This window comes from Mariniflexile sp., from assembly GCF_052728615.1.
Genome location: NZ_JBFVFE010000059.1, coordinates 1 through 24,025, shown reverse-complemented (window position 1 = coordinate 24,025; position 24,025 = coordinate 1). Strand labels below are relative to the sequence as shown.

The following is a 24,025-nucleotide window of genomic DNA, read 5'->3' as shown; positions in this document are numbered from 1 at the left end:
TACTTGTTCTTTGTTGGTCATGGTTTCTTTGCAAATTACAAATTTTTTAAGAAATGGGAAATTTGTCGTGCACCCATCTAAAACCAGTAGGAAACATTATTCATTAGCCTCTCTTAATGCTTGCGATTCAATTTCTGACGAGATTCTAAAATTCGTTGTTTTGATCTTATCAAGATAAGGCTTAATAGAAGGAATTTTTCCTGTAAGTTTTGCTTTAACAATAACTCCAATCGTGCCAGTAATGGTTAGTTCGAGTTGAAGTGCTATTTTTCTAGCTTTTAAATCGTCTAAAACTAAAATACTATCAGGCGTTTCTATCGCTAAAGCAATGGCACTAGATTCTCCTTTATCAATTTGTAATTCTAAAATTTTTTGTTTGAATTTATCTTTAACGTTTTTAATTATTATCCATTCAGGAAGTATTTCTCCATATTCTTCGGCAATATCTGATGTGGTAATGATTTCACCATACACTTTTTGCAACAAACCAAGTGCTTCTATTTTGGATAAAATAATTAAACAACTGGTGTCTGAAATAATGGTCTTAGGCATTTTTAACGTCGCTGGCTAGATCGGATGCAGGAAAATTGAATATAGAAACGTTATACTGGTACAATAACTCAGCAAACGTGCGTTTAGTTAATCCTGCCAGTTCCGCAGCTTGGCCTATGGATAGTTTTCCTTGTTCATATAATTTGGTAGCAACGAGCATAAGCACCTCTTTACTATTCATTTCTAAAGAATCGGGTATGTTGAGCGTTATTGACTTCATAATATCAAAAGTACTATTTTTTTAATGGACACAAAAATAATATAGTTTTCGGTGCTGAGCCGTAACACAAAGCTTAAAAGGAAGCTGCTGGATTCCATATAAGGATTGAAGCCATGTCTTACACAACACTACTTTGTTAGGCACTGGGATTGTGTGTTTTGCTCTTTTTATGTTCAAAATATTTGACTATTTCCTCTGGACTTAAATTCATTATGTCCTTAGAAATTTTGTCCCTTTGTTCGCGCATAAATTTTACCGCATCAAAGCTTTTTTTCGTGTTTTTTTCTTTAGTTTTATTCATAACTTTTATTTGGTATTTGTGAACCTATTCGGTTTCATAAGTCATTAATTCTCTTGGTGAACGAATATCGATTGGTTTATATCCTTCCGCAATATTTACGGAATTATAACCAATAATTCGAACAACGTTTACAATATGTTTAAAATTCCAACTCACTAAAATGTTTGCGTTATGTATTGTTGCCAACGCAATGTGCAAACAATCTGCAAATGATGTTGGCCCAACAACTCCTTCTTCAATATATTTTTTTGCTAATTCCGCAGTTTCGATGTCTAATTTTACATATTCCGTCGAGTTTTTTGGAAGTAATTCTGTGGTTGCTTTTATTCTTTCCGGTGCGTTTTCCAATTCCTGTTCTGTAATATTTGAGAAAATTATTTCAAATTCCGATTTTTTTATTCTCTCAAATAAAGGTTTGGTAAATTCTTGGAATTCTTCATCGTGAAGTCCGCCAAAAACCGAAGTGTCCAAATATAATCGCTGTTTTTTCATTTCCTAAATTTACGAAATTTAGCGAGATGTTTATTTTTAGCTGTATTTTTCTTTCCTTGTGCCTAACTATTAAATATCAATCATATACGTGTTTGGAAAGAGGTGCATCCAGATACCCATCGGGAGTAACAATATGTTTATTGATAATATGATTAACCCCATTTTACTTGAAAAAAATAAAATTCACAATGACAACATGATTTAAACTACTGGGCGTGTGCCAAAACAGATGAGTAGTTTCAATGTTTATGTTTTATCTTATTCATATAAAAAATCCAAAAAGGAAATAAGTAATATTTTAGTTTATAATATAATTTCAATTTTATTTCCGTATTTGTGATTTCAAAAATATCTTTTATCAAATTATAATCCCTGAACGAGATGGCGTAATTTACTAAGTATTTAAATAAATAGGGGGTTAACAGGTTTTTTTTATATAAATTTCCAACTACCAATTCAATAGCCATTTTTTTTGAGTTCACCCTAATACTAGAATTATCCCAAAACTCACTTGTGTTAGATTCTGCATGTTTCCTATTATAGTATAATACTTTATCTATAAGAGCACCGTTTTTTATTTTGCTTAATATTCTTGAATAGCATTCCCACTCTTCAGCATACATTAAATTTTCATTAAACCGAATGTTCTCAAAACATTCCTTTTTCCATAAAACGGTACAAGAAGCAAAAGGAATTTTATTTGTTATTACTTTTTGTAAGATAGTTTTATCTGTTTCAATTAACTTATAGTCTACATTATTATCTATTAAACCATCATTGAAACTGTCGATAAAAGATTCTTTTCTGAAATTACAAAAAAACCAATCTGCATTCAATTTTAAAACGGAGGCAGAAATTTCTAAACATAACGGATGCACTATATCATCATCATCAAAAAAAATAATATAGTCGCCTTTTGCTCTATCTAAGCCGTAATTTCTAGACCCTGGAAGTCCCTTTTTATAATTATCAGAACGTTTTAAATACTTAAATCTTGAATCGGTTTCTTCAAACGGTTTTATAACTTCATACGTATTATCTGTACTTCCATCATCAATGATTAAACACTCCCAATTGGTATAGGTTTGTACATGTATGGCCTGCAAGGTTTCTACAATAAAATGAGCCCTATTATAGGTAGCCATAATAATAGATACTTTCATTTTTTTTAAAACTTTACCAGATTATATCCTTTATTAAAAAACCTATATGTGAAATACCCAATAAAAACTTTTATAACCTTTGGAAATACATCCTTTTTAATGTTTAGCATTAAAAAACGACATATCTCTTTAGAAATTTTATGCTTATGTATCAAACTTTCTCGTAGTACTGGAACTAATAAAATATAAAATCTTAAATACATTTTAGAATTTAAAATTTTCATTTTTTTCAATAATAAAAAATGTTTTTTATAAACATAAAAAACGGATTTAAGTTGTCTTTCATCACCCAATTGTGCAAGCGTTCCTAAAGTATCACCAACACCAAAAATATTATACTTTTGCAATGATTTATCTAAAAAACCAACATTTGGATTGTGGTAAATGTTCCTCAAGTTAAAGTCCCAATCATCTAATGTCTGTACAGATTCATCAAAATATTCAGTTACAAAACTTTTTAACCATAATGGGCCACTCACGTACCAAGATATCTCTCCTAGTACGTAAGATTCTATTATATTATTTGAAACTACATTATTGTTGTGAGTTATCTGTCTTTCTTCTATTGAGAAAAAATCTAGAGGAGAAACTAAAACATCAATTTTTTTTTCTTCCATAATGTTTACTTTATCCTCCAAAAGGTTTGGATACATAACATCATCATCATCAAAAAACTGTAAATATTTTCCATTTGCCTTTTTTATACCTTCGTTTCTGCAAGTTGATGGGCCTTTTTTAGAATTAAACGGTCTTTTAAAAAATTTCATTCTTGGTTCATTACTAATAAAATCCAATATTTTATTAATAGTATATTCATCACTTCCATCATCAATAATTATGCATTCCCAATTTACATAACTTTGATTTATAATACTTTCTAGAGTTTGAATTAGCGAACTAGAACGTAAATAAGTTGGTATTATAATAGAAACTAACGGATTCATATTATTTGAAAAATGATTTAATCCTATTCAAGTTTCGAAAAAAGAAATGTCCTAGTTTATAAGAATTAGAATTTTTAAATCTTAATGTTTCTATTTTTGACTTTTCAATTTCATCAAGAAAAAAACGTATTGTTTTATCATAATTTCTGATTGCTATATCCTTATGTTTTGTAAAGACATACTTTCGTATATCTTTTTGATGGTCTATAGCTTTAGTGTTTCTAGAATTTTTTTTAAGTCTGTAATTAAACAAGACCTTTTCTATAACAGCTATTTTATAACCTTTGCATGCTACAGAAACATTGAATTCCCAATCTTCGTAACCATTTTTCATTTGTAAATCGTAACCACCAACTTCTCTCCATGTTTCTTTCTTAAACAGACAGCTTCCCATGGCATTGTTGTTATATATTACTTCATTAACGTCCGATCCTGTTGGTTTTGTTACATATAAAAATTCTCCATTTGTATTTATTACATTGCTCCAACAAGTAACCAAACCTATATTATTATTTTCTTTAATTTTAGTTAAGGCTTCTATTAAAAATTCAGGTTCAAAAAAATCGTCACTATCTAAGACTAAAATTAAATTCCCTTTAGCCGCTTCAATTCCTGTATTTCTAGCTACACATACTCCTTGATTTTCTTGTGTTAAAATTTTATCAACTTTATCCTTTAGTGTATCTAATATTCTTTTTGTCTCAAAATTTGAACCATCATCAACCACAATAATCTCTTTATTGGAATATGTTTGTGCTAAAGCAGAATTTACGGCTTGCTCGATGTATTGTGCATCGTTATAGCAAGGTATTACAATTGAAACCAAAGGCATATTAGTTTTTATTTTTTTAATAACTTCAATAATTGTTTCCCTTTAATACTATTGTTTAAATATAGTTTATAATGCGTTCTTAAAGCTATAACCGACTCACTTTTTATTTGTGAAGGCAAGTTTATAAACTGCAATGCGGATGCAGACAACTCTACAAAAGAATTGTTTACTATGAAAGGCATTTTTAAAAACCTATCGGGCATGGCGCCTACATTATAGCTTAGCAACATTCTGCCCGAAGCCGCTGCTTCAAGTGCTGTTATGGGGCCGCCTTCATGAATGGATGTCACTAAAAACACATGTATTTTACTAAAAAATATATGTGTGGCTTTTGGAGCTATAAATGAATTATTAAAATCTATATGCTGTAATATTTTGTTTTCTTTTGCTAAATTCATTAATGTGCTTACATACCCCTCTTCTCCTGTTCCTTGAACAATCAATTTACAGGTTTTTTTTTCTTCATGTATCAAATATGCTAAGAGTCTTATCATAGCTTCAATATTTTTTTCTTCGGAAATGCGCCCCAAATAACCAAAATTTATAGTATAGATTCCAGTAAAATCTACAGGCCGAAGTTTTAATAAATTTTCTTCATTTGGAATGAGAATATCTTGAGCTACTATATTATTTAAGCTATTATTATTTTCCCAAAACTCTTTTTGCTTATTATTAAATACTATGATTTTATCGAATAATTTATAATGCTTTACATGATTATCCGGCAACGGCTCAAATTGCCAAAATGTAATTTTTGCTATAGCTTTTTTTTTCCTGGATAGTGCTTTTAAAACAGAAAAAGAATAGACGCTTTTAGGATATGTTAAAATTAAAAACGCAGTAAAAAATAAGCTTTTAAATTTCCAAAAAACATATTCAGAAAAATTACTAAAACCACTTATTTTAAATAATACCCTATCAATAAATTTAATGTTCTTATTGAATAAAACCTTTGGGTATTTAAAAAAATTTATAGGCCTATTGCCAATAATATCTTTAAACAGCGCCACGTCATAATTATTTGGTGTAAAGACAGAAACCTTTTTGTAATAACCTGTATCAAACAAATAAACAGCCGTGTTTACAGCTTCTATTTCTGTACCTCCTATCCTATCTAAATATGGCGTTGTTATCAATAAAGAATTTCTCATTAAAATTTTTAATTGTAGCAATTAATAAAATATTTTTTTTGAAATGGATCAATCATGGAGATGATTTGATCCAATTTGTTTATTTATTTTTCTGCTAGTTCTTATTTTAATAATGCTGGAATTAAATGATTTTAATTTTTTTAAAAGACCTAAACAAATAGAAAAATTTAGATTAACCAGATTAATTAAAATAGCTTTATAAATTTTTCTCTTTTCTTTTCTAATTTGTAAATCGTTAAATTCTAAGTTGATATTACAATATTTAACCAAAATAGCTAAAATATATATTTTTAAATAATCTTCATAAAAGGGTTTTTCTTTCCTACGTGGTTTTTCATAACTATCATGCCTAATGAAACTATTAGGCACTACGCCTATTTTGAAATTATGATATAAAACTCTAAAGCAATAATTATCATCTTCGCCATAATGAAAGAAAATAGGATCAAACCCACCAATTTCTAAAAGTGTTTTTTTAGGCAAAAGCCATGCTGCGGCTTGCACAAAATCAATATCATAAATCTCTTTTAATGGATTTGTTATTACAAAATCGGAATAAAAAGATTTTGTAACATCATTTGACATAAACTTAAAAAAGTAATATTCGAGAAGTTTTCCTGAATAGTCCAATTGAATAGGGCTTAAAACTCCATATTCCGGATTGCAAAGGGAGGTTTTTATAAGATTGTCGATTGTCGTATCGTTTATAAAAGCATCTTGATTTAGCAAAAAAACAAAATCTGCATTTTGTTTAAGCGCATACACCATCCCCATATTATTGGCTTTCCCAAAACCTAAATTTTCATTTTGCTCAAATAAAATAACATTAGGAAATGTACTTTTAATAAAATTAACAGTTTCATCAGAACTATTATTATCAATTACAACAACTTCAACAGGAATAGAACTATTATAAACACTTGCCAAACATTCCTGTAGCCACTTCATTCCATTGTATGTAACTATAATTACAACTGCTTTTTTCATTTATAACTTTTTAAAAATTGTAAAACCAAAAAAAGTATTGCAAAAAACATCGATTGCAAATTTTTTACTTTTTATTTTTCTTCTATAAATATTTTTGGTTATTTCTAGATGATTATATAATTCTATTGACGAACCTAAATGTTTTACAAAAAAGTCGGCATGTTTAACACTTATATATTGAAGCATTAAATTTTCTCTTTTCTTATTTAATTCCTTCAGCATTGAATTCGGTTTTATCCTGTAATAAAACCCTAAATAATCAAGACATTTAACGCCTCCTCCATTTTTTAGTATTGCAATCCAAAACTCCCAGTCTTCAAGTCCATAAATCATTCGGTCATCATAACCTTTAACTATTTCCCATTCTTTTTTTCTATATAACGCAGAACAAAAAATCATGTTTTTTTTACTTAAATCATATAATGAAAAAGGCTTTAAGCCCACTATAGATTCCTCAATTCCAAACATTTTTGCTTGACAATAAACTACTTTTAAAGACGTATCTAGTTCAAAAGCCTCTATTGCCAAAGTAACATAATCAGCACCTATTTTATCATCCGCATCCAATGGCAAAATAAATTCTCCATTGGCTTTAGAAATACCTGCGTTTCTAGCACTGCTCAACCCTCCATTTTCTTTTTTTAAATAAATAAACCGAGCCTCTTTTTCAACCCATTTTTGTACGATTTCATTTGTGTTATCAGGACTCCCATCATCCACTATAATACATTCCCAATTTTCATAAGTTTGGCTCAAAACAGATTCCAAAGCTTCATCCAAATATTGGGCTTGATTGTAACAGGGAACGATAATTGAAACAAGATTTAATTTCATATTCTACCAACAATTAGCAATAAAAAACTTTTAAGTTTAATATCAAAGTCATGCAATGGATTCGCAATAAAAGCTTTTCCTAAAAAATAACATTTTGCTTTAAACTTTTTTGTAAACTTCAATTTTTCAAAACGTGCAAAATAATATCTAGATTGGTATAAACCCATATATTCTTTTGAAAAATTATCTATTTTCGATTTTAGCCTCTTTCTTCTTTTATAAGCTTTATTAATAGCATAAAAATGCCAGTACTGTGCTTTATATAAATTATCATTGCAGGAAATACTATTATCGTGGATTCTATAACTATACAAAACCTCATCTAGAAATTCATGCGTGCCTTGCTCTTCCATCTTGTAATACAAATCTTGATCTACAGCTCGTTTCATTTTAGAGTTTATGCCTACTGATTGCTGGTATGCTTCATTTTTAAAGCTTGCAAAATGAGTCATAGCACCCTTACCGTATGTTAAATATGATTTGTCTTTAGGGATATTACTTCCATGGTTACCATTCTTTATAAAATTCATCTCCAAATCGACAAACTCATATTTGGAAGTGATGATAGCAGCTTTTTTAAATTTATTGTGCTTTTCAACCATGAATTCCAAAGCATGAGGTTTTAGGGCGTCATCTGGATCCAGAAAACCTAAAACAGCACCATTCGCCTGTGCAGCACATTCCCTTTTGGTAAAACCACATCCTTTATTTACTTTATTTTGAAATAGTTTAAAACGTTTATCATCTTGTATTAATTTCGTAATAGCAAGTACAGAATTATCAGTAGAAGCGTCATCAACAATAATAACTTCCCAATTAGCATAAGTTTGAGATATGATACTTTGATAACAGTCTTTAAAAAAATGACCGTTGTTGTAATTCGCAACTAAAACAGAAAATAGGTTATTTTGCATAAGTCTTAAAAAATTTATTTTGTAATTCTTCTGCTCCTTTTTGTCTATCCTTTCTGTGATGGTATTGAAACCTTGAATCCTTTTGGCAATAGGTCTTTAAAACGGTGTCTGTATTATCGGTAGAGCCATCATCCACCACGATACATTCCCAATTTTGGTGCGTTTGCGCCAACACACTATCAAGCGTTTCTCCTATAAGATGCGCCCGATTGTAGGTTGGGATGATTATAGAGACTAAGGGCTGGTTCATTAATTAATAATTCATGTGCTTTATGCCGTTATTAAACAGCTTTTTATTTTCAATCGTTTCAATGGTGGTGACTGTGTAGCGACAATTTCATTATCTTAAAGCCAGCAAGACTCTTGTAGCTTTTTTTACAAATGCTTTTAATTATACTTTAAACATTACTCAATAAAACAAAAAGACCCCTCCGCCTGTCGGCATACCGAAATAACCCTGATAGCTATCAAAACAGCACAGGCACTTCCTTTGCAAAAAGAGGCCTCATTATTAAAATGTTGGATATTAGTTATTCTATTTTTTATCATGTACTGAGTTCATTAAAGCAAAAAAAAGCAGCTTTATTTAGCCGCAATTTGAGTCAACGAATTTAATACAAAAATCCGAACAACCATAAGGGAATTGCAAAATCCGTCCCTATTACTATGTCATCTTTTACTACATAAGTATCTTGCAATCTTTTAGTTTGTTTCTGTTTTTTACTTTTTCCGCCTAATTCAAATTCATACTTGCCAGCTACCATAAAATCCACAGTTGATGAAGCAAAAACAAGATGTTGGTATTGCAGTTGATTTAAAAAAAAGGTTTCTCTTATAGTTCCTTTGTTCGCATCCATGCTCAAGTTATGCATTAAATTTGGGTTATTTAAGAATATTTTTTCAGGTTTCCCCAAACTATTTATACCTTTTTCTTCTACATATAATAACTCCAAAAGTTGAGCATCATTTAACAATTTAAGATAATTTTTCATGGTATTAAGACTAATTCCCGTACGCTCACTAATAGAATTCATATTGGGTTTAAACGGTACTGAATTACTAATTACAGCTAACAATTTTTTTAACAATATGGCATGCGATGCAGGAATGTAGGCATATTGTGGAATATCGACTTCTAAAACCGTAAGAATGACTTCGCTTAATTTTTGATGAAATGATTTTTTATTTTCGAGATAAAAAGGGTAATAACCAAACTTCAAATAGTCATCAAAGTAATGCAATGGTTTTACTTTTTGTGTAATAGCCATGCTGATAGCTATGGGATTCTCAATGATAGCTTTCAGCGTATAACTTTCCAGTTTTAACTGGGTTTCAAACTGAATATACTCTCTAAGAGACAAACCTGGCATATTATAAACCACCACACGCCTACTTAAATCGGCTTTGGCTTGCTGTATATGCAATAAGGACGACCCCGTAAACACCAACTTCAAACGAGGCATATCGTCATAAATATTTTTTATTTCGATGGCCCAGTTGGGGTATTTATGCACCTCATCAATAGCGATAAACAAACCTCCTTTTTTATAAAAGTCGCTGACTAAATCATAAAGTGTGTTTTCAAGAAAATACAAATGATCTAAACTAACGTACAAAACGCTTTTGTTAGGTTCAAAATGCAATCGAATGTATTGTAACAAAAGTGTGGTTTTACCAACACCACGACTACCTTTTATGCCTATAAACCGATTATCCCAATCAATGGTATGCATAAAACCACGCACTTGCTGGGTTTGTACTAGGGCATATTTTTCGTAAAATTGACTAACTAATTGTTCCACAACCTTGTTTTTTTACAAAAATACACAAAAACATCAATAGATTGACACTTTTTAAGTAAATTATATCAATGTGTTGACATTTTTAACCTATTACATAATAATAGTAGGTCATCAAAATTTGAGGTTCTTCGGCTAAAGCTTCTAAATAGCAAGGTTGCAGTCAAAGAAGAATCTCAGCTTATATCTAGTTGCATTGGCATATAACATAATTTATTGTTGATAGCATTCGTTACAAACGAACGCTAGTAGGAAATTCATCAAATAAAAATGTATTTGATCATTTTTAGTACATGACAAAAATTTAATTTTCAAGTTCAAGCTACTAAATATAAGCATGTTATTAATTCCTCCCCTTTTTTAAGGGGATAGCTTGTGCCGAATTTTCGGTATGCCGATAGGCGGAGGGGTTAACGATACAGGCTATTTGAATTGTAACTACCTATTTTGTCATATACTAAAGTAATCATTAAATACTATTTATTTTCAATCGCTTCAAGTAAAATTTCGTCAAGTTTTTTTATATGTCTTTCCATAGAAAAATTAGACGCTATGTGCTTTTTCCCAAATAGCCCTAATTCTTTTGCATAGTTCACATTATCCAATAGGCAAAGCATATTTTCTGCCATGGCATCCACATCATGCTCGTCACATAGCAAGCCTGATTTTTTATGCACAATAACGTCAGAAATCCCAGCATGACTAGTCGCTATCACTGGCACCCCGGCACAACTGGCTTCCAAAACAGCCAAAGGAGTCCCTTCCATATCGCCATTTTCTGCTGTAATGGAATGTTGCACAAAAGCTAAAGATTCACTTAACAAAGTCCTAAACTGCTTAGGATTAATAATGCCTAAAAGCGTGATGCTTTTTTCTAATTTGAAATGGCGGATTAAATTTTTACACATATTATGCAAATCTCCATCCCCTGCCATTAATAACGTGGCATCTGGGTGTTTTGATAAAACCTGATTAAATGCCAATATGGTATAATATGGTGCTTTTTTGTCTGTAAAACGACCAATACCAATAAACTGCTTTTTGTTAAATATAGGATGTACCTCATGGAATTCAGGTTGTGGACCATACACATTATACACTAATTTCCCTTTTGGGCAACCCATTTTTAAAAGATTATCATTCATCACTTTAGATACAGCTACTATATAAGTTGCAACATTAAAGACATCTTCATAATTGTTACATCTCGATATAACATCTCTATGACTAGCATCATACCCATGAAAATGGACAACAATTGACTTTTGGAGTGCTTTTAATATTGGTAATAAATGATGTGCGTGGTTACCATACTCTACCAAAATGGCATCAATATTATTGACTTTTAAACTATACAATATCCGTTCTTGCCATAAATAAGCACTTGGCTTTCTAAAAAGCTTAGCAAATACCCTTAAAATTTTATAGCGTAATAGTGGCATCAATCGTTCTTGACCTTCAAGTTGAATTTGACTACCACTTCCAAAATAATAAAATATATTCCCTTTTAAATAATTTTTATGAGCCTGAATAAATGTTTCTGAATACGGATTTTGGTTAGGTGAAAATATAGCTATATTCATTTTTTTGATATTCATTTTTTTGCGGTTCCATATAGTCCAGTAATCATTTGTCCTTCTTTGAAAGAAATTTGACTACTTTGATCCTTTTTTATTAAAAAACTAATAATGGGCTTTAAAGCTACTGACAAATATTTTCTTTTCCTTTCAGTCATCGGGCTTCTTCTAACCCACAACCCCAACATTTGAGCCATCGAAGCATGCCATCCACCTGTTGCTTTTATTTCAATATCTTCAAACCCACTGTTTCTTAAGTGTCGTTCTAAAGCATAAGGTGTGTATCTATACTCGTCATTAGGCACTTCATGTAAATTCCACAAAAAAGGCACTGTAAAAAAGAAAACCCCTTCTGGTTTTAAAACTCTAAAAACTTCTTTCAAAACCACATCTGGTTCTGGACAATGTTCCAATACTTCGGTACCAAAAGCACAATCAAAGCTATCGTTTTCAAAAGGCATTACTTTTCCGTTCCAAGTAAAATCTGGTTTCACATCATTATCATAATTTAGAGCTGCATCAATATCTAAACCAACATATGAATCTACCATACTGTTTTTTAGTATATAGTTTTTATATGGCATTTTACCACAACCTATATCTAAAAGCAATCCTGAAAACTCATGTAATGTTGATTTTAAAGCATCAAATATAGATTTGCGAATATAATACCTATCTAACGATTCTGTTGTTAATTCTATGTTGATAAATTGATTTTTTGGCATACTTAAAACTTAATTAGTGATTTTAGTTTGTAAAAAAAACCACTTTTTACTTTAGATAATTCAGAAGTATGATATTTTATCACTTCATCTATTTTTTTATGATTACTCACACCAAAACTATTCTTAAAATATAAATTTAATTTTATTCTATTTTCATGATATTCTTTAATTTTAATAAAGTTTGTAATACCAGCTTCATTTTTCCTGTAAACACTCATAAATTCATTTATTCTGTATAACAAACCTTTAGAAGCTAGTAATGAAAACAAGGCCATATCACCACTTTGAACTTTTTTAAACCATTCTGGTATTTTCAAGTTTATGTTTCTAAACATAAAAGAACTTGTATGAAACAAGGCTGTTGTTGATATAGTATCCTCTAGAGTAAAAACGTCTTTATTATAAACTCGCCACGGCTTTAAACTTAGATTTATTTCCCTTTCATCAAGAAGCATAGTATTATGAAAACATCCAGAAAATTTCTCGTTACTCTCTAAAAAATCAACCTGCTTTTGAAGTTTTAATGGGTATGTCCAATAGTCGTCGCCCTCACATAGCGCAATGTATTTAGATTTAGTTTGCTGTAATGCAAATATAAAATTAGGCATCATACCTATATTATGCACATGTTTAAAATAATGGATACTGGATGCTCGTGGATGAGATTTTAAAATATGTTGAATAACAGAATCTGTCTTGTCTGGAGAAGCATCATTTGCAAGAATTAATTCTATATGGAAATCACATTCCTGCATCAAAACACTATTTACTGCTTCTTCAATAAATTTTTCATGACCATAAGTAATCATTACTACACTAACTAATGGCAGTTTTTCCATTTCAAAAATTCAAAGGTTTTAATTCTTTAATAATTTTAGCGGGAACTCCAACCACCATCGAATTATCTGGAATGTTTTTAGTAACAACTGAACCAGCACCGATAATTACATTTTTACCAATTTTTAGGTCTGGCAGAATTGTAGCATTAGAGCCAACTTGAGAAAAATCACCAATAGTTGATCTGCCTAACAAAGTAACACTTGGAGAAATTTCAACAAAATCTCCAATTTGGCAATCATGTGTTATAATTGAATTATAATAAACAATACACCCCTTTCCAATTTTAATACTGTTTGAAAAAACACTATTTGATAGAATATTGCTTCCAACACCAATTTCAACATCATAACTCCCTATACTAGCAAACGGACTAACTGTAGATGTAAAAACGCCTCCAATCAAATTGAATTTATCATATATTTTTTTTCTTAAAAAAGGATTTCCAATTCCTATACTAAACCGAGAATCTTTAGTTTTAAAATAAACCTCAGCTTGTTCAAAGGATTTTAAAACTGGAAATTTATTAAATAACTTTTCGGGCATATCTACATTAACATCATCATAAAAAACCAAATTCTCTAATTGATTTAGTTGATGAACAATTTCTAAAACTTCCTTTGCAAAACCCTTGGCGCCTATTATTAACATAGTTCCTTATTTATTATGGCGATTATTTTTTCTAAATCTGTTTGGTGAAGACCAACAAATAAAGGTAAACATAATATTCTTGAAGCAATACTTTCTGAAATCGGCATTTTTTTCCCTTTTACATATTTGATGGTATTTAAAGAGGGGTGAAAATAGCGTCTCGGTATTATTTGATAGTCATTAAGCACTTTTTCTATTTGCAATAATTTTTCTTCACTCTGAAATATTAAAGGATAGTAGCTATAATTCCAACGGGTGTTTTCTCTAATTTTTATTGATTGTAACTTTGAAAAATCTAAGTGGGTATTGTAAAAATCTATTACCTTTTTTCTTTCGTTTAGTATGGTGTCCATATACGGCAACATTGCCAAACCCATAGCGGCCTGCATTTCGCTCATTTTGGCATTAATCCCTAACCCAAAAAAATCCAATGGCCCATCATGACCAAAATTATGTGCGAAAAAAAGTTTGTTAAATACAGCTTCATCATTACAAAACATGGCGCCACCTTCCGCAGTATGAAATAATTTAGTAGAATGAAAACTACAGGTGCTTACATTACCATAATTAAAAATTGATTGCCCATTATATGTTACGCCAAAAGCATGTGCCCCATCATAGATAACTTTTAGTTGGTGTTTTTTTGCAAGGGCTTCAATAGCTTCCACATGACATGGGTTTCCAAAAACATGTGTTGCTAAAATAGCCGTTGTTTTTGGCGTTATGGCTGATTCAATTTTAGTTTCATCAATAGTCAAATATTCTGGATGAATATCCACAAATACAGGATTGCAATTTTCCCATATGATGCTAGCTGTACTTGCAACATAACTAAAGGGTGTGGTAATAATTTCACCTTTTAGTTTTAAAGCTTTTATAGCTATTTGCAATGGCAAAGTACCATTTGTAGTGGCTATTAAATGAGCTACTCCTAAATAATTTTTTATTTTTTTTTCCAACTCTAGCACCAAAACACCACGGTTAGTTATCCAACCAGAATCCCAAGCTGTCTTTAAAATGGCTTGATATTCTTCTTGTGACGGTAAAAATGTTTTGGTAACGTTTATCATCTGGGTTGGTAACACTAAATTAATTCGTCCTTAAAAAGAGACCTTTCAAAATCGATAATTTTTTTAAAATTTTCCTCTAATCCATCTTCAAGATATAATTTACAAACGGGGATACTAAACTTCTTAATGCGCTCTAAAAATTTATTGAAAATGTGTATCGAATCTTTTGTTAAAGTATTTAATTGAATATCATTTAATCCTTTATGGTGATGAACAGTATGCCCACCCTCATTGATTCTTTTTTTTATTTGGCCTACTACATTCATGGATTCTCTAGACAAAATATAAATTAAACATCTATTTTTCAGAATATAAATGAGGTCTTCATCATTTAAAGTAATTAATTCTTCAGAAAAATTATGACAAATTCCTTCCTCTAAAAAAAAACCCGACTCACTTTTTATTGACATGAGTTTGATGTTATTCAATAACACTTGGTTGAAATAATCATTTAACTTTAGCTTTATGAAACTTTCGGATTTTAAAAACTCAATATAGTTAAACTTTTTTTTTAGAATATCCCAATGTATATTGATAAGCTTTTCATCTGCATTGTTTATTTTATGAGGATGAATTACTGCTAAATTATGCCACTTAGAACAAAGTTTATCTTTGGTTAAGTTGAAAAGCGTTGTTTTACCAACACCAGAAGGCCCTATAAATTCCAAAATTTTTCCACATGAGTAATTCGGTTTTGTTTCATCTTTTTCGATAAGCACAGTATCTTTCTTTAAAAGAAAAAACTCATATATTCTTTTTAAAGAACCTTTAATCGTCATCTTTTCAATTTCTTATAAACCTTTTTTATCAATTTCTTAGCAGTTACTTTTATATTGTTTTTTTTGGAAACAGGGATGGTGTTTTTAGTTGTTTCAATGGTAAAAAGCTTAATATCCTTCATAACTGACTTAATGTTAAGACACGAGGGGTTTTCTGTATCCCAAAAAAACAAACTACCAAAAGCCATTGGTATATAAACATTAGGGTGTATTCCGTCTAGAATACCTACCGAATCTTCATAGGTAATTCCTTTGGCATTCGGTAAAATAGGATTATCGTAATCCTCTGGTATAACCATCAATACCTTTTTTGCGATTCTAAAAGCTTCTTTAATGGCTTCTGATTGAGTGGGCACTAAATGTTGAAAAACACGCAAAGCGACAAAAACATCATATTTTTTATTTTCAATTGGCCAAGGTATCTGCCTAGCATCATGAAGATAAGTTGGATTTTTCCCATTAAAGTCCCAACGTTCATCATAATCTATGGTATCACTATCTTTAACACAAGAAATACCCATCGTTCCCATTTCTAATATTTTTTTTGAGTTGCTCACTTTCGTTGCTCTTATTAACTCAATGGCTCTATAATGGTAATCCCATCTGTTACTAATGGTATCCTTTGTCCAATGCCCATCTTCCAGTAAACTGTTTACATAACTTACGTATTCTTCTTTTGATAAAAAATTCATTTTATTTATTCTATTAATGTCATTATTATATAAAAAACGTGTCCTAAATTTATGTTTAAGTCTTAATTTTTTAATTCAATAAAATTGGAATCCAATAAGAATGGTGCCCATATTTGCTTTTCTTCTTCTACCTGTATAGTTATTGCTTTATGGATTTTAAAATAAATATCAGTGTTCAAGCTTTCTGAAGCTGTAAACGTGAAATTGTAAATACCTTTTGACATATATATATTCTTTATTTCAATAGTATAAGTAATTTCGTTTGAATTCATTTCCAGTTTAGTATTCTGACCTGTTGGAAATACCTCTGCAACACCTCTTTGCTCCTTATCATAAACTGCTAGAGAAACATAAGGTATTTTGAATAATTTTTTTACTCTAATTTTAAATTTTAAAATGATAGTATCACCCCATTTAATTTTATAGACATTGTTTAATTTTGAATAACCCTCTATAGTAGCTTCCAATAAATCAATTTTATCATCAGTAAAAACCACATTGGAGTCTTCATTAGTAATAAATTCATCATAATATAAGTCAATAGCCTTACTTATATTAGTTCCATGATAATTTGCATGTCCCTTTTCCATTAAAACAATCTGGTTACAAATTCTTGACACCATCGGCATGCTATGTGATACAAATATAACGGCTGTATTAGGCAAAATAGCATCAATAGTTTTAAAACACTTTAAAACAAATCCTAAATCCCCCACCGCCAACACCTCATCAATAATCAGCACATCGGGTTCCATTTGTGCTGCCACGGCAAAGCCCAAACGTACTTTCATACCAGAACTGTAATTCTGGACGGGCATATCTATAAATTCACGGATTTCAGCAAAATCTATAATTTCCTCAACTTTGGCTTCAATTTCCTTTTTAGTAAAACCTAAAACCGCACCATTGTTGTAAATATTTTCACGTCCGCTTAAAATGGGATCAAAACCAGCACCCAGTTCAATAAGCGCACCAACCCTGCCTTTTATGGTTACTTTTCCAGCATCGGGGTTAATTAAACCGTTTAATATCTTAAGTAATGTAGATTTTCCTGCACCGTTATGCCCTATTAACCCCAAACATTCGCCACGGCGCAATTCAAAATTAATATCCTTTACAGCCCAAAATTCTTGGTCCCGCAACAATCTGTCATTTTTATTACCTCGGATATTGGAAACCAAATCTAGCACACCATACCACAGACTTGTTTTTAAATCTTTACAGAATTTTTTGGATACTCCTTCTACTCTTATTAATACGTCGTTATCTGTCATCTTAAGAGCTTAAACGTTCAACAATGATGGGAATGGAGACTCTGTAAAACAGTAAACCAATAAAAAACAGACAAAGACTAATTATAAAAATCCAACTGAAATACCCTAAATATTCTGGCATGTTTCCTATGGCAAGGTCTCGTGCTGTTAATACTAATGGCGTAAACGGATTTATTTCCATAAGCGTTTTCATAATACCATCCTTGGGAATGGCATAAACCACTGGGGTTGCATACATTAAAAAACTTAAACCCATGCTGATGATTTTAGAAATATCGTTATAAATTAATGAAAGAGGCGTAAAAAACAGCCCTAAAGTAGTGCCAAACAATACTGCTGCAAGGATAGCAAAAGGTAACAACAACAGTGACCAATGAAAACCTACACCGAATGCAAAAATTAAAATGACCAAAAGCCCTATTTTCACAGAACTATTAAAAAGAAGTTTATATATGCCTGATAAAACTAAAGCTTCTTTTGGAAAATTTATTTTTGACATGATACCTCTTGCTGCTTTGGTATTGCTTGCAGGTGAGTAAATAGCCTCTGTAATAATAGACCAAATCAATGTTCCTGAAAACACGTAAACAGGATATGGCATGCCTGTATCGGAAATATTTACGGTACCTGTTGCGTTTAAAAAAATCCAAACAAAGGCAGAGGTAATGGGCGTAATAAATGCCCAAATAATACCTAAATAGGATTGCCGGTATTGCGATGTAATATCCCGGGTTGCCAATTGTTTTGCCAAAAAATGTGAACCAAATAAATCTTTGGCACTCGCTTTTAATAGCTTACCAAATTTTAGATTATTTTCCTTTTGGTATATTTTGGTTTCCAATGGCATTTTCAATCGGCTGAATTTGTTAATTAACTTTAAATATACTTTTTAGTTTACTTATAAATCCTTTATTGGTGTTTCCATCATCATGGTATCCATTCGCGTAATTGCCGTAGCCATAACCGTAACCGTACCCATAGCCATAACCGTAACCATATTTTGCTTTTTGGTCGTATCCATTATATACTAAACTGATGTTTTTTATCTGCTTGGTTTTATACTTTTCGTTTATAAAATTAAGCATGCCTTTTTTCGTGTAATCTTGTCTCACCACGTATAAAGTAGCATCAACATGCTCCAACAGTTCTAAAGCATCAGCGACCAAACCAACCGGCGGTGTATCTAAAACGATGTACTCGTATTTGGACTTTAAACTCGTTATAAGTTCAGTTAGTTTGTCATTTATCAACAATTCCGAAGGGTTCGGGGGAATGGGTCCTGATGTAATAAGGTCCAAATGTTCTATATCAGTATGCTGTATAACCTTTTCTAAAGAGGCTTCTCCTATTAAATAATTAACAACGCCTATATCATTCTTAATATTAAAATCACCAAATATCTTGGGCTTTCTTAAATCCAACCCCAACAAAATGGTTTTTTTGCCACTTAACGCAAAAACGGTGGCTACATTAATGGAACAAAATGTTTTTCCCTCCCCACTCACAGACGATGTTACCAATAGGGTTTTTGCGCCTTCTAAATCTTGGGACTTGTAAAAGTATTGTAAATTGGTACGAATGGCTCGAAATGCTTCGGCCACTGCCGATTTTGGTTTTCTATGCACCACCAAATTATTATCCAATTTATTTTTGCCCACAACACCTAAAATGGGAATGGACGATAATTGCTCCACATCCATCGGGCTATGGATATTGTTGTCCAAAAACGTTAAAATAAAGGCAAGCAACAAGGGAAGGAGCAATGCTACAAATAATACAAATACATAACGGATATTCAAATTTCTACCCAAAACGGTAGCACCTGTGTTTTTTGCGGGATCGATCACCCAAATATCGGATACATTGGACGCTTTGATGATTTCTGCTTCCCCGCGTTTTGCCAAAAACACATTGTAGGTCTGCTCACTTAAGGCGTATTGACGTTTTATTGTTATTAATTTCTGTTGGTCTTCTGGCAGTTTACTAAATTGGGATTCTACACTGCTTAAATTGGAATTCACTGTGCCCAATTCTCTTTTTAAGCCATTGGTTACCGAGCTTATGTTTTCTAAAAGCACATTTTTCAAACCTTCAATTTGTCGGTTTAAATCATTAAAAACACTGGCATCACTCCGCACGGAATATTGCAATTTCGATTTTTGAACGGACAAATCGTTTATTTTGGAAACATTGCCCAAAATATTGGCATCATTAATCCCTGCAACGGATGGTGCTGGTATTTCGGTAAACGAGCTACTGGTTAACAGGTAATTTTTAAGATTCGAATAATAATTCAACTGCCTGCTAATTGCCTCTTTCTCGGCATCAAATTTGGTGAATTTTTCATTAAGCTGTCCACTTTCGCCATCAAGACTATAAATTTTATTCTTCTTTCTGTAATCGTTTAAAGCCTCCGCATTATCGGTTAACTCACCTCTAACCCTCGCTATTTGTTCATCTATAAAGCCTATGGCATTGGTAGCGTATTGGTTTTTTCTATTCAGTTGATCTTCACTTAAAACAGCAACAATACCATTTAAATAATCGACTATTTTCTCCGTATTTTTATCTATAAGTGCAATATCCAATATGGGCGAATTCGCTGTATTTCCTACGGATGTTCTGGCTTGATAACTGGCAACAGTACCATCAAAATTACTGAACTCCACAAATAGTGGTTCTCCAATAGTTGGTTTTCTGTTTTCAGCAAGCTTAATAACACCTTTTAAAAATGGTAGGTTAATGGAATCGCCCACTTTAAACTGTTGCTTAAAAACACCAACAGGTACATCTATAGTGGATATGTCTTTGGTTATGTAGTTTTGTGCTTGAACTCTCGGATTTGAAAATTCTACTTCCATTTCATAAGAACCTTCATCTAAAAAGGTAATTTGAATGGGAATATTTATAAGTTGTGGAAAGTTATAATCGTGGCTGAACCTAAAAGGGGCTGCTTTATAAATATCCTGTTTTCTAAAACGCCCTTGCTGTAAGTAGCTTTTATAAAATTCCAATCGGTCTACCACTTTTTCATGGTGCGAACGCGATTTAAGCGTCACAATCATGGTCTGCACCTTTGAGGTGACACCGCCCCAATTAAATGTTAAGCTGGCGTTGGATGTGAATAAAGGGTTGCTATCATCTTCAATGGAAATTTTAGTTCCCAATTGATAGGAGAACTCTTCCCGAATGTTTTTTTGATACACGTAAAAAATACCAACGGCCAATAACAACACAAAAAACTTCCAATAACTTAAAGCCCTAAATAAAAACTTTTTGATGTCGAAACTTGCTCCGTTGGATTCTGAAACTTCAAATTCTTCAACCATAATTAATTTTTAAAGATTTCGAGTTAAAAAATAGGTGGATACCAACACCGAAAGTATGGAGGCTATGGTGGTAATGTTCTGGATTCCCGTTTGGCCTGCCCCCAATGCTTTACGTTTTAATGGTTTTACCAAAATAATATCGTTGGGTTGAATATAATAGTAGGGCGATTGCATTGCTGCAATATCCGTTAAATCGATATGATGTATTTTTTGTCCGTCGGGATATTGCCGTATCACCAAAACATCCCTTCTATCACCTGTCTGATTAATATCACCCGCATTTGCCAAAGCCTCAAGAATATTTACACGGTCTTGAAAAAGGGTCTGTACGCCGGTGCCAACTTCACCTATGGTGGTATATCTTAACCCCGCCAATTTAACCGTGACAAAAATTTCGGCGGTTTCCTTAAAATATTTTGTCAATAATTCATCTTTAACTTTCTCTTCTATTTCATTTATGGTGAAACCCAAAACGTTTATTTCGCCTAGAATCGGGAATTTGATGTTGCCATGTAAATCGATAGTAAACCCATTAAAATATAAGGCAGATTGCCCTTGATTGCTATTAACGCCCGTCCCTTCAACCGGATTAAAAATAGCCGTAAGTTCATTATCCAAGGCCTTTACCTTGATACTTAAAATATCATTGACCTGAACTCTATAAGGTTTTGATAATTCCTTAAGCAACAAAGAATCATTTGTTATGGTACCTTTGTCCTGTAAATAAACAACATCTTTATTGGTAATACACGAAGAACATAAAACACTGATTGCTAAACAAATAAACCAAAAATTTTGTTTCATCATAGGGGGCATTGATTTATCACAAATATAACTTTTCATTATGAACAATGAAACTTATAACGTAATTTTTGGTTTTTTATCCTTTATTTGCAAAAAAATAAGCTTTTGAATTATTTAACTGTTGAAAACATATCGAAGTCTTACGGAGAGCTCACACTTTTCGAAAACCTATCATTTAGCGTCCATAAAGACCAAAAAATTGCCTTTGTTGCCAAAAACGGAACGGGGAAAACCTCTATTTTAAATATTATTTCCGGGGATGATGAAGCCGATACTGGCAATGTTGTTTACCGAAAGGATATTAAAGTATCGTTTTTATCGCAAAACCCTAAATTGGATAAAAATTTAACGGTTGAAGAAACCATTTTTGCCAGTGATAATCCTATTTTAAAAGTGATACAAAATTACGAACATGCACTTTTAAATCCTGAAGATTCTGATGCGTACCAAAAAGCGTTCGAGCAGATGGAGCAGTTTCAAGCCTGGGATTTTGAAACGCAATACAAACAGATACTTTTCAAACTAAAATTGGAAGACTTAAGCATGAAAGTTAGTTCGCTTTCTGGCGGACAAAAAAAACGTTTATCATTAGCAAACGCGCTTATAAATAAACCCGATTTATTAGTATTGGATGAGCCCACCAACCACTTGGATCTGGAAATGATTGAATGGTTGGAAACCTTTTTTGCCAAAGAAAACATCACGCTTTTTATGGTAACGCACGACCGTTATTTTTTAGAGCGTGTTTGTAATGAAATTATTGAATTGGACGAAGGCCAACTTTACAGTTACAAAGGGAACTACTCGTATTATCTTGAAAAACGCGAAGCCCGAATTGAACAAGAAGCTACGGAAACCGGTAAAGCCAAACAACTTTTTAAAAAGGAGTTGGAATGGATGCGTCGCCAACCCAAAGCACGAACTACCAAATCGAAATCGCGGATAGACGATTTCCATGATATAAAACACCGCGCCAGTCAACGCAGAAACGACCATGAAGTGCAACTGGAACTCAACATGGAACGTTTGGGCAGTAAGGTGGCAGAGTTTCATAAAGTATATAAATCCTTTAAAGATAAAGTGATTCTCAATGGTTTTGAATACCTTTTTAAAAACGGCGAACGTGTTGGTATCATTGGAAAAAATGGTACTGGAAAAACCACTTTTTTAAACCTTTTAACGCAAACCACCAAACCAGATTCTGGGAAAGTTATTTTGGGTGAAACCGTAAAATTTGGCTATTACACCCAAAACGGTATTGCTATAAAACCGGAACAAAAGGTTATCGATGTCATTCGGGAATTTGGTGATTATATTCCACTGAAAAAAGGAAAACAAATAAGCGCACAACAACTGTTGGAACGATTTTTATTCAGCAGAAAAAAGCAGTACGATTTTGTTGAAAAACTAAGTGGGGGCGAACGTAAACGCTTGTATTTATGTACGGTTTTAATCCAAAACCCTAATTTTTTGATTCTGGATGAACCTACAAACGATTTGGATATCGTTACCTTAAACGTGTTGGAAAGTTTCTTGTTGGATTTTCCAGGATGTGTGATTGTAGTATCTCACGACCGTTATTTTATGGATAAAGTGATCGACCATCTTTTTGTATTTAAAGGTGAAGGCGAGATAGAGGATTTCCCTGGAAATTATACCGATTATAGGGTTTATGAAGATAGTCAACCGGTTATTTCAAATACTGAGGACAAGAAAGATAAAAAAGCTTGGAAAAAAACGGAAGACAATAAATTGACGTACAACGAGGAAAAAGAGCTGAAAAATATTGAGAGCAAGCTGAATTCCTTAGCATTTGACAAAAAGGAATTGGAAGCAAAATTCAACAACCCCGATTTATCGCCGGATGCCATAAACAAACTATCAAAAGAGTTACAGAACATTATTGACGCTTTGGAGACTAAGGAAATGCGTTGGATGGAGTTGCAGGAGAAGTTGATGGACTGATTGATTTTTTGGCTCGCAAAGACGCAAAGGCGCAAAGAAACAAAGCTTAAGTTTTAAAAAATGGTTATGTTTTAGAATGTTGTAGAAATTTATTATCTTTATGATAAATATATTATTTATGGATTTGCGAAAT

24 protein-coding genes are annotated in these 24,025 nt (G+C 31.9%); 1 reads left to right on the top strand and 23 read right to left on the bottom strand.

The window, feature by feature from the left end; genetic code table 11:
• Positions 1 to 96 precede the first annotated feature (96 nt).
• The 23 genes from ACU1LP_RS16390 to ACU1LP_RS16280 all read right to left on the bottom strand — a co-directional run bounded on the left by ACU1LP_RS16390 (position 97) and on the right by ACU1LP_RS16280 (position 21,927).
• Positions 97 to 552 carry a DUF3368 domain-containing protein gene (locus ACU1LP_RS16390; RefSeq protein WP_445730845.1) on the bottom strand — a complete coding sequence of 152 codons (456 nt, stop codon included), beginning with the start codon at positions 550 to 552 and terminating at the stop codon, positions 97 to 99.
• Positions 545 to 772 carry a UPF0175 family protein gene (locus ACU1LP_RS16385; protein WP_445730844.1) on the bottom strand — a complete coding sequence of 76 codons (228 nt, stop codon included), beginning with the start codon at positions 770 to 772 and terminating at the stop codon, positions 545 to 547. Before ACU1LP_RS16385 ends, ACU1LP_RS16390 begins: the two co-directional genes overlap by 8 nt.
• Before the next feature lie 325 nt (positions 773 to 1,097).
• Positions 1,098 to 1,565 carry a PIN domain-containing protein gene (locus ACU1LP_RS16380; RefSeq protein WP_445736803.1) on the bottom strand — a complete coding sequence of 156 codons (468 nt, stop codon included), beginning with the start codon at positions 1,563 to 1,565 and terminating at the stop codon, positions 1,098 to 1,100.
• Positions 1,566 to 1,804: 239 nt separating this feature from the next.
• Positions 1,805 to 2,728: a glycosyltransferase family 2 protein gene (locus ACU1LP_RS16375; protein WP_445736802.1), complete on the bottom strand. Its 924-nt coding sequence runs from the start codon at positions 2,726 to 2,728 to the stop codon at positions 1,805 to 1,807.
• A 5-nt stretch (positions 2,729 to 2,733) separates the two neighbouring features.
• Positions 2,734 to 3,672: a glycosyltransferase family 2 protein gene (locus ACU1LP_RS16370; protein WP_445736801.1), complete on the bottom strand. Its 939-nt coding sequence runs from the start codon at positions 3,670 to 3,672 to the stop codon at positions 2,734 to 2,736.
• Between the two features lies 1 nt (position 3,673).
• Complete coding sequence (locus ACU1LP_RS16365) at positions 3,674 to 4,504, bottom strand: glycosyltransferase family 2 protein (protein WP_445736800.1); 831 nt, start codon at positions 4,502 to 4,504, stop codon at positions 3,674 to 3,676.
• A gap of 8 nt (positions 4,505 to 4,512) precedes the next feature.
• Complete coding sequence (locus tag ACU1LP_RS16360; protein WP_445736799.1) at positions 4,513 to 5,655, bottom strand: glycosyltransferase family 4 protein; 1,143 nt, start codon at positions 5,653 to 5,655, stop codon at positions 4,513 to 4,515.
• A gap of 48 nt (positions 5,656 to 5,703) precedes the next feature.
• Complete coding sequence (locus ACU1LP_RS16355) at positions 5,704 to 6,642, bottom strand: glycosyltransferase family 2 protein (protein ID WP_445734530.1); 939 nt, start codon at positions 6,640 to 6,642, stop codon at positions 5,704 to 5,706.
• On the bottom strand, positions 6,643 to 7,476 hold the full coding sequence (locus ACU1LP_RS16350; RefSeq protein ID WP_445736798.1) for a glycosyltransferase family 2 protein: 834 nt from the start codon (positions 7,474 to 7,476) through the stop codon (positions 6,643 to 6,645).
• A complete protein-coding gene (locus tag ACU1LP_RS16345) occupies positions 7,473 to 8,390 on the bottom strand; it encodes a glycosyltransferase family 2 protein (RefSeq protein ID WP_445734532.1) in 918 nt (305 codons plus the stop codon). The genes ACU1LP_RS16350 and ACU1LP_RS16345 overlap by 4 nt, the downstream gene beginning before the upstream one ends.
• On the bottom strand, positions 8,380 to 8,640 hold the full coding sequence (locus tag ACU1LP_RS16340; RefSeq protein ID WP_445734533.1) for a glycosyltransferase family 2 protein: 261 nt from the start codon (positions 8,638 to 8,640) through the stop codon (positions 8,380 to 8,382). Before ACU1LP_RS16340 ends, ACU1LP_RS16345 begins: the two co-directional genes overlap by 11 nt.
• A gap of 361 nt (positions 8,641 to 9,001) precedes the next feature.
• Complete coding sequence (locus ACU1LP_RS16335) at positions 9,002 to 10,192, bottom strand: ATP-binding protein (protein ID WP_445730832.1); 1,191 nt, start codon at positions 10,190 to 10,192, stop codon at positions 9,002 to 9,004.
• 473 nt (positions 10,193 to 10,665) lie between these two features.
• Positions 10,666 to 11,787 carry a glycosyltransferase gene (locus tag ACU1LP_RS16330; RefSeq protein ID WP_445736797.1) on the bottom strand — a complete coding sequence of 374 codons (1,122 nt, stop codon included), beginning with the start codon at positions 11,785 to 11,787 and terminating at the stop codon, positions 10,666 to 10,668.
• On the bottom strand, positions 11,784 to 12,491 hold the full coding sequence (locus ACU1LP_RS16325) for a class I SAM-dependent methyltransferase (RefSeq protein ID WP_445736796.1): 708 nt from the start codon (positions 12,489 to 12,491) through the stop codon (positions 11,784 to 11,786). Before ACU1LP_RS16325 ends, ACU1LP_RS16330 begins: the two co-directional genes overlap by 4 nt.
• 2 nt (positions 12,492 to 12,493) lie before the next feature.
• On the bottom strand, positions 12,494 to 13,330 hold the full coding sequence (locus tag ACU1LP_RS16320; RefSeq protein WP_445730829.1) for a glycosyltransferase family 2 protein: 837 nt from the start codon (positions 13,328 to 13,330) through the stop codon (positions 12,494 to 12,496).
• A 1-nt stretch (position 13,331) separates the two neighbouring features.
• Positions 13,332 to 13,979 carry an acetyltransferase gene (locus ACU1LP_RS16315; RefSeq protein WP_445730828.1) on the bottom strand — a complete coding sequence of 216 codons (648 nt, stop codon included), beginning with the start codon at positions 13,977 to 13,979 and terminating at the stop codon, positions 13,332 to 13,334.
• Positions 13,973 to 15,049: a DegT/DnrJ/EryC1/StrS family aminotransferase gene (locus ACU1LP_RS16310; protein WP_445736795.1), complete on the bottom strand. Its 1,077-nt coding sequence runs from the start codon at positions 15,047 to 15,049 to the stop codon at positions 13,973 to 13,975. Before ACU1LP_RS16310 ends, ACU1LP_RS16315 begins: the two co-directional genes overlap by 7 nt.
• 14 nt (positions 15,050 to 15,063) lie before the next feature.
• A complete protein-coding gene (locus ACU1LP_RS16305; RefSeq protein WP_445730826.1) occupies positions 15,064 to 15,828 on the bottom strand; it encodes a hypothetical protein in 765 nt (254 codons plus the stop codon).
• Positions 15,825 to 16,520, bottom strand: a complete 696-nt coding sequence (locus tag ACU1LP_RS16300; RefSeq protein ID WP_445730825.1) for a hypothetical protein — start codon at positions 16,518 to 16,520, stop codon at positions 15,825 to 15,827. The genes ACU1LP_RS16305 and ACU1LP_RS16300 overlap by 4 nt, the downstream gene beginning before the upstream one ends.
• Before the next feature lie 62 nt (positions 16,521 to 16,582).
• Positions 16,583 to 17,794 (bottom strand): ABC transporter ATP-binding protein, encoded by a 1,212-nt coding sequence (locus ACU1LP_RS16295; RefSeq protein ID WP_445730824.1) that lies wholly within the window; start codon positions 17,792 to 17,794, stop codon positions 16,583 to 16,585.
• A gap of 1 nt (position 17,795) precedes the next feature.
• Positions 17,796 to 18,641: an ABC transporter permease gene (locus ACU1LP_RS16290; protein WP_445730823.1), complete on the bottom strand. Its 846-nt coding sequence runs from the start codon at positions 18,639 to 18,641 to the stop codon at positions 17,796 to 17,798.
• Positions 18,642 to 18,660: 19 nt separating this feature from the next.
• Positions 18,661 to 21,123: a polysaccharide biosynthesis tyrosine autokinase gene (locus tag ACU1LP_RS16285; protein ID WP_445736794.1), complete on the bottom strand. Its 2,463-nt coding sequence runs from the start codon at positions 21,121 to 21,123 to the stop codon at positions 18,661 to 18,663.
• A 9-nt stretch (positions 21,124 to 21,132) separates the two neighbouring features.
• Entirely contained in the window at positions 21,133 to 21,927 is a 795-nt protein-coding gene (locus ACU1LP_RS16280; protein ID WP_445736804.1) for a polysaccharide biosynthesis/export family protein, read from the bottom strand.
• Positions 21,928 to 22,032: 105 nt separating this feature from the next.
• Here ACU1LP_RS16280 and ACU1LP_RS16275 point away from each other — a divergent pair, with 105 nt between their 5' ends.
• Positions 22,033 to 23,892 (top strand): ABC-F family ATP-binding cassette domain-containing protein, encoded by a 1,860-nt coding sequence (locus ACU1LP_RS16275; RefSeq protein ID WP_445734869.1) that lies wholly within the window; start codon positions 22,033 to 22,035, stop codon positions 23,890 to 23,892.
• The last annotated feature ends 133 nt before the right edge of the window (positions 23,893 to 24,025 follow it).